Here is a 13,663-nt window from a genome sequence, read left to right as displayed (position 1 = left end):
GCAGCAAGGAATTTATTGTGACGACACATTTATCAGGGCCATTTGCTAAACCTGCCCCTTTGTATGCCAGAGTGAAACAGTCCATCATCGAAAAAATCTATACCGGTGAATGGAAATCAAATGATCGTGTTCCATCAGAAGCTGAATTAGTTAAACAGTTTAACTGTAGCCGTATGACTGCCAACCGTGCGTTACGTGAATTGACCGCTGAAGGGCTATTAGTGCGGCTACAAGGGGTGGGATCGTTTGTTGCTGAACCGAAAGGACAATCCGCACTGTTTGAAATTCACAGCATTGCTGATGAGATCTCAGCCCGTTCTCATCAGCATCGCTGTAAAATAGTCAAGTTATCGGAGCTGAATGCTGACGTAAAACAGGCTGTTGAATTGGATATTATCGCGGGTACGCCGATTTACCAGTCGATTATTGTCCACTATGAAAACGATATTCCTGTTCAGATAGAAGATCGTTACGTCAATGCTCAAGCGGTTCCTGATTATTTGCAACAAGACTTCACAAAACTTACGCCACACGATTATTTGTCAATCATTGCACCGTTAACGGAAGGTGAACACATCGTGGAAGCCATCGCCGGCGATCCCCGATCCTGCAAGTTACTGCAAATTGAATCGGGTGCCCCTTGTTTATTAATCAGCCGCCGAACTTGGTCGACTCATTACACCGTTTCCAGTGCCAGGCTGCTATTTCCCGGTAATAGGTATAAATTGAAAGGGCGTTTCAGCTCATAGTCACTGTTTTTACAAGAAAACTATTGTGGCAATTTATCCTTGATAGGGAGTTAAAACCTATCGACGTATTTATATGGTTTATCGAAGCTTCGGGTTATTTCCTGACTGACAACTGATTTTTTCCCGAATGTGCTGATAAGGTTCCCATAGCCAAGGAGCAAACCTGGTCTGTATTCAGACAAAATCTTTCCATATGTAAATTATATTTTTGTAAATTTAATGTAAATAATTTGTGATTATAAACACAAAAATAACAAAAACATTACTCCTTGGTAATCAGAAAGAAATAACATTAACAAATTGATTTATAAGAAAATAAAGATAATAAGTTCATAAATATATTATTTTGGCTAACGGTTTGGTCTATTGAATATACATGTATATACAACTATACATTTAACAAATATCCAAAGAGCAAAAGGAGTCAGACCGTGACCGCCCAGAATAATAAATTTCGTAATGTCGATATCCGGGCACCCAGAGGGACGCAACTCACAGCCAAAAGCTGGTTAACCGAAGCGCCTCTGCGCATGCTAATGAATAATCTTGATCCAGAAGTTGCTGAAAACTCGCATGAACTGGTGGTATATGGGGGCATTGGCCGGGCTGCCAGAAACTGGGAATGTTATGACAAGATTGTCGAAACACTGAAAAAGTTGGAAGACGACGAAACGTTGTTAATCCAATCGGGTAAACCAGTTGGGGTGTTTAAAACGCATAAAAATGCACCACGGGTACTCATTGCGAATTCGAATCTGATACCGCATTGGGCTACCTGGGAACATTTCAACGAGTTGGATGCGAAAGGATTGGCTATGTATGGTCAGATGACTGCGGGTAGCTGGATCTACATTGGCAGCCAGGGAATTGTTCAAGGCACCTATGAAACGTTCGTGGAAGCGGGTCGTCAGCATTATAACGGTAATTTACAGGGGCGTTGGGTGTTAACCGCTGGTTTAGGCGGTATGGGCGGAGCACAACCGTTGGCTGCAACACTGGCCGGAGCATGTTCTCTGAATATTGAATGTCAGCAAAGCAGGATCGATTTCCGCCTGCGTACTCGTTATATCGATGAACAAGCTAAGGATCTGGACGATGCACTGGCCCGGATCGAAAAATACACACAGGAAGGTAAAACCATCTCTATCGCACTGTGTGGTAATGCCGCTGAAATTTTGCCGGAATTAGTTCGTCGTGGTGTGCGCCCGGATTTAGTCACTGATCAGACAAGCGCACATGATCCTCTCAACGGTTATCTGCCGAAAAACTGGGGCTGGGAAGAATACCGCCTGCGCGCCATTTCAGATCCGGTTGAGGTTATCAAAGCAGCAAAATCTTCAATGGCGGAGCATGTTAAAGCGATGTTGTCTTTCCAGAAACAGGGAATTCCTGTTTTTGATTACGGCAACAATATTCGTCAAATAGCGTATGAAGTTGGCGTAGAAAATGCCTTTGATTTCCCAGGTTTTGTTCCTGCCTATATTCGCCCGTTATTTTGCCGTGGTATCGGGCCTTTCCGTTGGGTAGCACTTTCTGGCGATCCACAGGATATCTACAAAACTGACGCCAAAGTTAAAGAATTACTCCCTGACGATAAACATTTGCATCGCTGGCTGGATATGGCCAGAGAACGCATCAGTTTTCAGGGATTACCTGCCCGTATCTGCTGGGTTGGTTTAGGCGAACGCGCCAAACTGGGATTAGCTTTTAATGAAATGGTACGCAGTGGTGAGCTTTCTGCGCCGATTGTTATTGGACGTGACCATCTGGATTCCGGTTCTGTCGCCAGCCCGAACCGAGAAACCGAATCCATGCGTGATGGTTCTGACGCAGTTTCGGACTGGCCATTGTTGAATGCCTTACTCAACACCGCCAGCGGCGCTACCTGGGTTTCTCTGCATCATGGCGGTGGCGTCGGAATGGGTTTCTCACAACATGCAGGTATGGTGATCGTTTGTGATGGAACCGATGAAGCCGCAGAACGTATAGCCAGGGTGTTGCACAACGATCCGGCTACCGGAGTTATGCGTCATGCCGATGCAGGTTATGAAATTGCTATTCATTGTGCTAAAGAGCACGGATTAGATTTGCCTATGATCAATACAAAATAAGGAACATTATGAAACAGTTAACTATCTACCCAGGCAAATTGACCCTTGATGAACTGCGTCAGGTTTATCTGCAACCCATAAAAATAACTCTGGATAGCCAGACCTTTCCGGCTATTGAACACAGCGTGGCATGTGTTAATGCTATTCTTGCTGAAAAACGCATTGCGTATGGAATTAATACCGGATTCGGACTATTAGCCAGTACCCGGATTGAGGAAAATAATTTAGAAAAACTGCAACATTCGCTGGTCGTGTCTCATGCAGCCGGAATAGGTGAAGCGCTGGACGACGACATGACCCGGTTGATCATGGTATTGAAAATCAACAGCCTCTCCCGTGGTTACTCAGGCATTCGTCTGGAAGTCATTCAGACGTTGGTCGCTTTAGTTAATGCGGAGGTTTATCCCTGTATTCCTTGTAAAGGATCTGTCGGCGCATCAGGTGATTTAGCACCGTTGGCACATATGAGTCTGTTATTACTTGGAGAAGGACAGGCGCGTTATCAGGGCGAATGGTTGCCGGCCAAAGAAGCTCTGGCAAAAGCCAATTTACAACCTATCACATTGGCGGCCAAAGAGGGTTTAGCGTTGCTTAATGGCACTCAAGTCTCCACCGCTTTTGCGTTGCGTGGATTATTTGAGGCAGAAGATCTGTTGGCGGCAGCAATAGTTTGCGGCTCTTTATCCGTAGAAGCGGCATTGGGTTCCCGCAAACCATTTGATGCCCGCGTGCATGAGGTTCGTGGGCAACAGGGGCAGATTGACGTAGCTGCATTGTATCGTTATGTATTGGAAGAGAGCAGTGAACTATCGGATTCTCATATAGGCTGTCCCAAGGTGCAGGATCCTTATTCATTGCGTTGTCAGCCACAGGTCATGGGAGCTTGCCTGACCCAGCTCCGTCATGCTGCCGATGTTATTCTGACAGAAGCTAATGCTGTATCTGATAATCCATTGGTATTTGCTGAACAGGGTGAGGTGATTTCCGGCGGTAATTTTCATGCTGAACCCGTTGCAATGGCGTCTGATAACCTGGCGCTGGCATTAGCGGAAATCGGCGCATTGTCAGAACGACGTATTGCATTGTTGATGGATTCACATATGTCACAGCTTCCGCCTTTCCTGGTTGAGAACGGTGGTGTGAATTCCGGTTTTATGATTGCACAAGTGACGGCAGCGGCTCTTGCTAGTGAAAATAAAGCGTTAGCCCACCCTGCGAGTGTTGACAGTTTACCAACTTCGGCCAATCAGGAAGATCATGTATCAATGGCTCCGGCTGCCGGGCGTCGTTTGTGGGAGATGGCAGAAAATACCCGGGGTATTCTGGCAATTGAGTGGTTATCCGCCTGTCAGGGAATAGACTTCCGAAATGGTCTGAAAAGCAGTCCGATTCTGGAAAAAGCGCGTCATATTTTGCGGGAAAAGGTAGATTATTACGATCAGGATCGTTTTTTTGCGCCAGATATTGCTGCTGCGGTACAACTGTTGGTTGAGCAACACCTTTCCTCACTACTTCCTGCTGGACAGATATTACAGACTAAAAATAACCGTTAAATAAACCGAGGGCCGGCTTCTGTCCGGCCTGATTGTTGCAGTTATCTTTCATAAAACCCAATAATAAAAGATAAGAGGGTAAATCATGCAAGCCACATTACACCTAGAACGGGGACTCAATGCTCGCCATATTCGGTTTATGGCGTTGGGTTCTGCAATTGGCACCGGTCTTTTTTATGGTTCTGCTGAAGCAATAAAAATGGCCGGTCCGGCGGTATTATTAGCTTATTTAGTGGGCGGCGCCGCTGTCTTTATGGTCATGCGCGCTCTGGGGGAAATGGCGGTCCACAAACCGGACGCCGGTTCTTTTGCCAGTTACGCCCATCAATATTTAGGCCCGTTACCGGGGTTTATTACGGGTTGGACTTATACTTTCGAAATGATAATAGTCTGTTTGGCTGATGTAACGGCTTTCGGTATTTATATGGGGTTATGGTATCCGGAAGTGCCGCGTTGGGTATGGGTACTCAGCATTATTTTCATCATTGGCGCGCTGAATCTTTGTAAAGTCAAAGTATTTGGCGAAATGGAGTTCTGGTTATCGATTCTGAAAGTTGCGGCGATCAGTGCCATGATTATTGCTGGGGCTGGCATTATTCTGTTTGGTTTCAGCGGCCATTTTCAGGCGACAGGCGTCCAAAATCTGTGGCAACACGGTGGATTTATGCCTAATGGATTTGGCGGCATCATTGAATCCCTGGCCGTCGTTATGTTTGCTTTCGGTGGTATTGAAATCATCGGAATTACATCCAGTGAAGCTAAAAATCCGGCGAAAATGATCCCGCAAGCGATTAATTCTATCCCGTTTCGTATCCTGCTATTTTATGTACTGACTATTTTTGTATTAATGGCAATTTACCCTTGGAGCAGCATCGGACAGGAAGGTAGTCCATTTGTCGCAATATTTCAGGGACTGGGAATTAGTTCGGCGGCAAATATTCTGAATATTATCGTGATTACGGCGGCAATTTCGGCTATTAACAGCGATATTTTTGGTGCAGGTCGGATGATGTACGGTATGGCGGAGAAAGGGTTAGCGCATAAAAAATTTATGAAACTAAGCCGTAACGGCGTGCCTTGGGTGACCATCATGATGATGACATTGGCATTGCTGTGTGCTGTTGTTCTTAATTACTTACTCCCTAAACAGGTGTTTGTCATCATTGCTTCGATTGCCACTTTTGCCACGGTATGGGTCTGGTTAATGATTTTGCTTTCTCAGTTTGCTATGCGCAGAAAGATGTCACCGGAAGAAGCACAAAAATTAAAATTTCCAGTACCGATGTGGCCTGTTGCACCGATTCTGACTATCGTGTTTATGATATTTATTATTGCTGTTCTGAGTTACTTCCCAGCGACACGAATTGCGTTTTATGTAGGAGGCGTATGGATCCTGCTATTAACTGCGGCCTATTATTTATGGATTCGAAATAATGTCATCATTGTTAACGCGCAGTCTGTTAACGAGAAAACATAATATAAATATTATAGAAGCCGTCTTGTTGCTGACTGAATAAGACGGTTTCCGCGGAAAATTGGTCAAAAATCTGCAATAAAACCCCGGTGCCATCCTTTTATTGTCATTAGCCTGACATGAAAGCTGATTTGTCTCAGTGATCGTGGCAAACTAACGGGTCAATGAATTTACGGGGTTGGAGGGGCTTTTGGACAAGATTTTTATTGATGAGGCAGTGGCTGAATTATATACCATTCAGGATATGTTGCGCTGGTCTGCCAGCCGGTTTAATGCGGCGAATATTTATTACGGACACGGTACAGACAATCCTTGGGATGAAGCTCTGCAACTGGTTCTTCCATCGCTGTTTCTGCCGTTGGATATTCCACAGGAAATGATGACGGCACGGCTGACATCAACTGAACGTCATCGTATTGTCGAACGGGTTCTTCGCCGTATTAATGATCGTATTCCTGTTGCTTATTTGACTAACAGAGCTTGGTTCTGTGGTCATGAATTTTATGTTGATGAACGGGTTCTGGTTCCACGCTCACCGATTGGTGAACTGATTAATAATGAATTTTCAGGACTGATCTCTGATGAACCCGCCAATATCCTTGATCTCTGTACAGGTAGCGGTTGTATTGCCATCGCCTGTGCATATGCTTTCCCGGAAGCGGAGATAGATGCGGTGGATATTTCTGCTGATGTATTGGCAGTGACTGAACAGAATATTCAGAATCACAACCTTGAGCATCGGGTAATTCCTATTCGTTCCGATCTGTTCCGCGATATGCCGCCTGTTAAGTACGATCTTATCGTCACTAATCCGCCTTATGTCGATGCTGAGGATATGAGTGATTTGCCGGAAGAGTTCCGCCGTGAGCCTGAATTGGGGCTGGCTGCGGGTTCAGATGGTTTAAAACTGGCACGTCGCATTCTTGCAACCGCTCCTGATTTTCTTACAGAACAGGGTGTGTTGATTTGTGAAGTTGGCAACAGCATGGTGCATTTGATTGAACAATATCCTGATGTGCCATTTACTTGGCTGGAATTTGAATATGGTGGAGACGGTGTCTTTATGATGACACGTCAACAGCTTATCGAGCATCACGAGCATTTTCGTTTATTCAAAGACTGATAGTTGGCTGGGTTGTCGCTGCGGTTGTTAATGCAGAGCTTGCAGAGTTAAATATCGAGCTAAATTAAGAGTTAAATAAAAGAACAATTAACAGGAAGGAACTGGGATGGCTGGAAATAGTATCGGGCAGTTTTTCCGGGTCACCACTTTTGGTGAATCTCACGGTTTGGCGTTGGGATGCATCGTCGATGGTGTGCCGCCGGGTATCACAATCACAGAAGCGGATTTGCAAATTGATTTAGACAGGCGCCGTCCGGGGACTTCCCGTTATACAACGCAGCGCCGTGAGCCGGATCAGGTTCGCATTCTTTCCGGTGTATTTGAAGGGGTAACGACCGGTACCAGTATCGGCTTACTGATTGAAAATACTGATCAACGTTCTCAGGATTACAGCGCGATTAAAGACGTGTTCCGTCCGGGACATGCTGATTACACTTATGAACAAAAATATGGTATCCGCGACTATCGTGGTGGTGGCCGTTCTTCTGCCCGTGAAACGGCAATGCGAGTTGCGGCGGGTGTGATAGCAAAAAAATATTTGCTGGATAAGTATGGTATTCGTGTCCGTGCCTGTTTGAGTCAGATGGGTAACATCCATTGCGAATTAAAAGATTGGGATCAGGTGGAACAAAACCCATTTTTCAGTCCTGATGAAACCAAACTTGAACAACTTGATGCCCTGATGCGTGAGCTGAAAAAAGCGGGTGATTCTATTGGCGCGAAAGTGACGGTTGTGGCAGAAAATGTGCCAGCCGGATTGGGAGAACCCGTTTTCGACCGCCTTGATGCTGATATCGCTCATGCGCTGATGAGTATTAACGCAGTAAAAGGCGTTGAAATTGGTGAAGGTTTTGGCGTTATTAATCTGCGTGGCAGTGAAAACCGGGATGAAATTACGGCTCAGGGTTTCACCAGTAATCATGCGGGTGGAATTCTGGGGGGGATCAGCAGCAGCCAGCCAATTATTGCTCATATTGCGTTGAAACCCACTTCCAGCATCATGGTGCCGGGCAAAACGGTTAACCGTCAGGGTGAAGAGGTGGAAATGGTCACCCGTGGTCGCCATGATCCTTGTGTTGGTATTAGGGCGGTACCGATTGCAGAAGCTATGATGGCTATTGTTCTGATGGATCACCTGTTACGCCAGAGAGCACAGTGCGCGGATGTTGAATCCAGTCTTCCTCGTTGGTGATTAGGAAGATGAAGCTAGCCTTGAAATCCCGGATATTGAAATGGGTAGCTGAATACGGATAAGCAGTTTCTTTTGATGGGATAAAATATGGACTGGTTATTATCAGGGGCGGAAATTTATGTCCTGCTCTTTCTGGTTGCGATGATCGCGGGATTCATCGACTCGATTTCTGGCGGTGGCGGTTTACTGACCATCCCCGCGTTGCTGTCAGTCGGCGTCTCGCCTGTGGAGGCGTTGGCGACAAACAAGTTGCAGGCAGTGGGGGGGTCTTTCTCTGCCAGTCTCTATTTTGTCCGTTATGGTGCGGTTGATCTCAAGTCTCAGCGCCTTGCCATACTGATGACATTGCTTGGTTCAATGGCTGGAGCGATGATTGTCCAGTTTATCAAACCCGATTTTCTCAGCCAGCTATTACCGGTTCTGGTTATTATTATTGGCCTTTACTTCCTTTTGACCCCAACGATAGGCAGGGAAGATCGCCATCGTCGTCTGGCTCCAGTGGCATTCGCTTGTCTTATCGGGGGTGGATTGGGTGTATACGATGGCGTATTTGGCCCCGGTGTTGGCTCATTTTATGCGTTAGCTTATGTTACCCTGTGCGGCTATAACCTGGCGAAATCCACCGCTCATGCCAAAGTACTGAATTTTGCCTCTAACATGGGTTCACTGGTGTTGTTTATCCTTGGCGGTCAGGTTTTGTGGGTATTGGGTCTTGTTATGCTGGCAGGGCAGGTAATCGGTGCACAGCTGGGCGCACGTTTGGTTTTAACACATGGTCAAAAACTTATTCGCCCTATGATCGTGACTATCTCTTTTTTGATGAGTATTAAATTATTGAATGATAATCAAGGAGATACGATCCGTACCTGGCTGGCGTTTTATTTCTGATTCAGGATTTTGTTTTTAATTCATGACAACGCATAACTATCAACAAATTATAGATATTTTTAATCACTGTTTTGGCGACGAATACAATACACATCTGGTAAGAGGTGATAACGAACCTGTTTACCTGCCGGCAGATGAAGACGTTCCTTATAACCAGATTGTATTTGCTCATGGCTTCTATGCCAGTGCGTTACATGAAATTGCCCATTGGTGCATTGCGGGTAAAGAGCGCCGGAAACGGGTGGATTTTGGCTATTGGTATTGCCCAGATGGGCGTGACGCACAGACGCAAAGTGAATTTGAGAAAGTAGAAATTAAACCTCAGGCGCTTGATTGGATGTTTTGTACTGCTGCGGGTTTTCCGTTCAATATCAGTTGTGACAACCTTGACGGGGATTTTGAACCTGACAGGCTGGCTTTTCAGCGTAAAGTTCATGATCAAATCATGGACTATTTAGCGCGGGGAATACCGGCAAGAGCGGAGTGCTTTATTCAGGGGCTACAATCGTTCTACAATACGCCCCCATTGAAAGCAGAACATTTTCCTTACCCGGAAGATATATTTGCAGATTGAAATTGAATTTAAGGAAAGATAATGCTCGCTGAGTTTGAAACGCGTATTTTGGCGCAAATTGATGACATGGTAGATCATGCCAGTGATGATGAATTATTTGCTGGTGGCTATCTCCGCGGGCATCTCACTTTGGCGGTGGCGGAATTGGAACAGGAAGGCGCTCATACGGCTGAACAGCTTCATGATCGTGTTGAAAAAAGTATCCAAAATGCGATTAAAGCAGGAGAATTGGCGCCACCGGATCAGATTCTGGTTCTCCATACCTGGCAGCGCCTGCTGGATAATGCTAAAACTCAATAAATTGATTAAGGGTAGTGGAAAAGCGAACTCATTTTAACACTACAGCCGTAAAAGCCAAAAAGTCTGCGCTTTTTTGATGCTCACGAAGCTGAGAAATCACTTGACTTGAGACTTTCTTATGGTTTTTCGGTTTTAACTTCGCGGCCTTTCAGTAGCTTTCTGATCCAAAAACGGTTTGGATGAAGGGCTGCCAGTGTTTCATTATCCAGTGGCAAGGGTTCATCAAAGATCTGCCCTGCAAGGATTTCTGCACTTAGTGGTGCAGAGCATAATCCACGGGAACTTAATGCTCCGATAACAAACAGATTGGAATAACAGGGGGCATCTGCGACAGGATTTCCTGTGCGGATTTGTTTTGATAGATCCTGATAATTTTCCATTATTTCATTGAGATTCGGCACATTTCCCACCATTGGCATATGGTCACGAATAACACAACGAATACTTTGGCGAGATTTTCCGGCAGAAACATCAACCTGACTTACCCATCCGGCATCAGGTAAACATTTCAGTAATCGATCACGATTCTCTTGTTGTTCTGTTTCAGAATATTCGCTATCAAGCCGATGGCGTTGATAACTTGCCCCGATGCAGTGGTACTGATTGGTTGGATTAGCCGGTGTCATATAGCCATCATAGCAAAGCACATTTTTCAATTTACTCAGCTCTGTTGTGGTTGGAATATGGCTGACTTGACCACGAACGGCGGTAACCGGCAATTTTTCGGTTTGTCTAAATTGGGGCAGGTGATAGCCATTGGCAATCACTACCGTTTTATGGTGTGTGCTTAAGCGTTGTCCTTGATGCATCAAATGCAGTTGCCAACCATTTTCGCTATGATCAATAGCGGTAATTTCATGATTGAAGAAACAGCTCATCCCTTGCTGTTGTGCTAATTCTGTTGCCGCTTTGGTCAATTCGGCCGGGCATAGCCATCCCCCTTGTGGATAGTGAATGCCGGGGTGATTAATATCCAGTCCACATGCTTCACTCAATTGGTGGCGGTTCATACCAACAGCGATTTCATCCGGCCATTCTGTTACCAGAATTTTTTCAATTTTCCTGCTGCTTTTTTCATCATAAGCAAGCTGGCTGACACCACACCATTGATGGTCGAAATGAATTCCCTGAGCTGATAGCTGATCATACTGACGGCGGGCAAAAGTAAATGCAGAGGTAAAGAATTTTTCGAGCCCATTACTATTACCGTTAAGTAGCGGGTAGAGTGCTCCTTGACGATTGCCGGACGCACCTTGTGCTGGAAATTCATCCTGACAATAAAGTGTAACTTGCGCGCCACGACGCAGTAGCGCAAGAGCGGTGAGAATACCGGCAATACCACCGCCGATAATCGCGATATCATCTGTGTGGCTTGCCGCTGGACGGGCAAACCACGGTGTGGGCAATGACTGAGATTTCTGTGTTGCCAGAACCCCGGTCAGCATTTCTCTTTTGCGACCAAATCCTTTTACTTTACTGACATTAAAACCGGTTTGTTGTAAACCACGACGGACGATACCGGCAGAAGTGAAGGTGGCAAAGGTGCCGTCTGGGCGGGCAAATTGTGCCATTGCGGCAAACAGTTGTTCGCTCCACATTTGTGGGTTTTTTGCAGGTGCGAAGCCATCTAAAAACCAGGCATCTATTTTACCGTAAAGGCTGGAATCCATTGTTGGCAACAGATCATTGACATCACCAAACCATAAATCCAGTGTGACCGTTCCATTTGCCATAATGAGTCGGTGGCAGCCTGCCAGCGGCTGAGGCCATTGCTGGCAGAGCTGTTGCGAAAAAATGCCAAGTTCAGGCCAGCGTTGATGAGCTGCCCGTAAATCACTGGTTTTCAGCGGGTATTTCTCGAAACTAATGAAATGCAGACGTTTCAACGGGGCATCAGGATTTTGCTGCCGAAATGCATCAAATGATTGCCATAGTGTCAGAAAATTCAAGCCTGTTCCGAAGCCAGTTTCTGTTATGACACAGTTAGTTCGGGGATGAGTGCTGAATCGTTGGGGAAAGTGGTTGCCGTTAAGAAATACATAACGGGTTTCTTCCAGCCCATCCTGATTTGAAAAGTAAACGTCGTCGAATTGTGCTGAAACCGGAGTGCCCTGATCATTCCAGCTCAGGGTTGCGGTACAGATGGCAGAGTTTTTCACGGTAATGCCTGCAATGTTACTGATAATAACGTGATTTTAGCGGGGTTAAGCTTGATGTGCCACCTGACAGGAGAAGAGATTGGAAACCCATAAATCAGAACCCTGGTGCTGATGAACATCGCCGAGAAAAAGAATATTATCTGAAAAAACATAAAAAGGTATCTTTATACCATCAGGCCATTTACGGGTTGATTTATGAAGATAAAATAAAGGAGGGTGACTTATAAAAACTGCTCCGAATTGCCAGTAAAACAGTATCAGTAAAGATAAAAAGCGAATATGATTAACGTTGATTAAATGTAAAATACAATATGCCATGATGATTAAACTTAATAAAAATCAGGTGTTAAAAGCAATGAAAACAATGGTTAAAACATTATTATATCGATTGAAACCAGAGGTTAAAAAATGGATTTTAATAATAGTTAAAAACCTGACGATCATAAAGCCAACAGTGAAAAATGAGAAAAATAATTAGCTCTATTAATATTTACATATCTGGTAAAAAACAAATAAGAAAATAAAATATGTTAATTAAACAGTGTGTTTTAAAAAACACACCGGATTTAATAACGTTTTCAATTTGGGAATAAACTTATTTATCATATAGTTAAATAATCTCTCATGAAAAACAAAATCTGTAAATAAATGATTTAACCGAATACGAACTGGGTTACTTACAGAGTTATTATGTTGCATTTATCATGCAGCACCGTGATACGTTAAACATGGCCATTTAAACTTATTTTATACTATTTTAGCCCGGTCAATAACATTGCTTTTTACGGTTTTATTTAAATCATGTCTCTCTCTTTATATCGTTAATGTGATTAAACGCTAAAATAAACTTATGTCGTTATTTTTTTAAGCTATTTTCGCGATCTGTTAATGCTTAAATACCTATTTAATCGTTATAATCTTTCTGGTTGATTAATTCTCCTGTAATAAAGTATTATTAAATGAATTTACCAAACACACAGGCTATTTATTACGCTAAAATAGCCATTTTATTGAAGATAAGACAAAAATCATAAAACGGTAAAACAAAATATCCCAAGTGTAAAATAAATCTCTTTATAAAAATTTAAAAAGTTTTTATTTAAAACTGTGCTTTGAATAACCAAATGAATAGTATCTTTATAACAATAATGGGGTTTAACTATTAAAAGTCCGTAAAATCTTGTGGATTTTTAATCAGTCAACCTGTTTAAATACACCGCTAAACAATCAGATCATGCGAGATTATCTGAAAAAACACCAAGGGGTATTTTTATACCATCAGGCCATTTACGGGTTGATTTATCAAGATAAAATAAAAGAGGGTGACTTATAAAAACTGCTCAGAATTGCCAGTAAAACAGTGTTAGTAAAAGATAAAAAGCGAATATGATTAACGTTGGTTAAACCTAAAACACAATATACCATGATGATTAAACTTAATAAAAATTAGACGTTAAAAGTGGTAAAAACAACAGTGAAAACTTCATAAAACTCAGGTCGGGATCCCACTTTAGTTATAAAAAGAATATTATTTGAAAAA

At 43.8% G+C, this 13,663-nt stretch carries 10 protein-coding genes; 9 read left to right on the top strand and 1 reads right to left on the bottom strand.

Features of this window, described 5'->3' with window-relative positions:
• Positions 1-17 precede the first annotated feature (17 nt).
• The 9 genes from hutC (at position 18) to VY86_RS00480 (ending at position 9,964) form a co-directional block, all read left to right on the top strand.
• Positions 18-749: a histidine utilization transcriptional repressor HutC gene (hutC, locus tag VY86_RS00520; protein WP_021323257.1), complete on the top strand. Its 732-nt coding sequence runs from the start codon at positions 18-20 to the stop codon at positions 747-749.
• A gap of 431 nt (positions 750-1,180) precedes the next feature.
• On the top strand, positions 1,181-2,860 hold the full coding sequence (gene hutU / locus VY86_RS00515) for a urocanate hydratase (protein WP_046973536.1): 1,680 nt from the start codon (positions 1,181-1,183) through the stop codon (positions 2,858-2,860).
• 8 nt (positions 2,861-2,868) lie between these two features.
• Positions 2,869-4,413 (top strand): histidine ammonia-lyase, encoded by a 1,545-nt coding sequence (gene hutH / locus VY86_RS00510; RefSeq protein WP_046973535.1) that lies wholly within the window; start codon positions 2,869-2,871, stop codon positions 4,411-4,413.
• Between the two features lie 85 nt (positions 4,414-4,498).
• Positions 4,499-5,890 carry an amino acid permease gene (locus VY86_RS00505; protein ID WP_046973534.1) on the top strand — a complete coding sequence of 464 codons (1,392 nt, stop codon included), beginning with the start codon at positions 4,499-4,501 and terminating at the stop codon, positions 5,888-5,890.
• Between the two features lie 187 nt (positions 5,891-6,077).
• A complete protein-coding gene (gene prmB, locus VY86_RS00500) occupies positions 6,078-7,010 on the top strand; it encodes a 50S ribosomal protein L3 N(5)-glutamine methyltransferase (protein ID WP_046973533.1) in 933 nt (310 codons plus the stop codon).
• Positions 7,011-7,116: 106 nt separating this feature from the next.
• Positions 7,117-8,202, top strand: coding sequence for a chorismate synthase (aroC, locus tag VY86_RS00495; protein WP_046973532.1), 1,086 nt, complete (start codon positions 7,117-7,119; stop codon positions 8,200-8,202).
• A gap of 87 nt (positions 8,203-8,289) precedes the next feature.
• Positions 8,290-9,090 (top strand): sulfite exporter TauE/SafE family protein, encoded by an 801-nt coding sequence (locus tag VY86_RS00490; RefSeq protein WP_046973531.1) that lies wholly within the window; start codon positions 8,290-8,292, stop codon positions 9,088-9,090.
• Between the two features lie 22 nt (positions 9,091-9,112).
• Positions 9,113-9,664 carry an elongation factor P hydroxylase gene (locus VY86_RS00485; protein WP_046973530.1) on the top strand — a complete coding sequence of 184 codons (552 nt, stop codon included), beginning with the start codon at positions 9,113-9,115 and terminating at the stop codon, positions 9,662-9,664.
• A 21-nt stretch (positions 9,665-9,685) separates the two neighbouring features.
• Complete coding sequence (locus tag VY86_RS00480) at positions 9,686-9,964, top strand: YfcL family protein (RefSeq protein WP_046973529.1); 279 nt, start codon at positions 9,686-9,688, stop codon at positions 9,962-9,964.
• Positions 9,965-10,080: 116 nt separating this feature from the next.
• Here VY86_RS00480 and mnmC read toward each other — a convergent pair whose 3' ends face one another.
• Positions 10,081-12,123 (bottom strand): bifunctional tRNA (5-methylaminomethyl-2-thiouridine)(34)-methyltransferase MnmC2/FAD-dependent 5-carboxymethylaminomethyl-2-thiouridine(34) oxidoreductase MnmC1, encoded by a 2,043-nt coding sequence (gene mnmC, locus VY86_RS00475; RefSeq protein WP_046973528.1) that lies wholly within the window; start codon positions 12,121-12,123, stop codon positions 10,081-10,083.
• Between the last annotated feature and the right edge of the window lie 1,540 nt (positions 12,124-13,663).

It is taken from the genome of Photorhabdus thracensis (assembly GCF_001010285.1).
GTDB lineage: Bacteria > Pseudomonadota > Gammaproteobacteria > Enterobacterales > Enterobacteriaceae > Photorhabdus > Photorhabdus temperata.
This window is presented reverse-complemented; position numbering and strand designations above follow the sequence as displayed.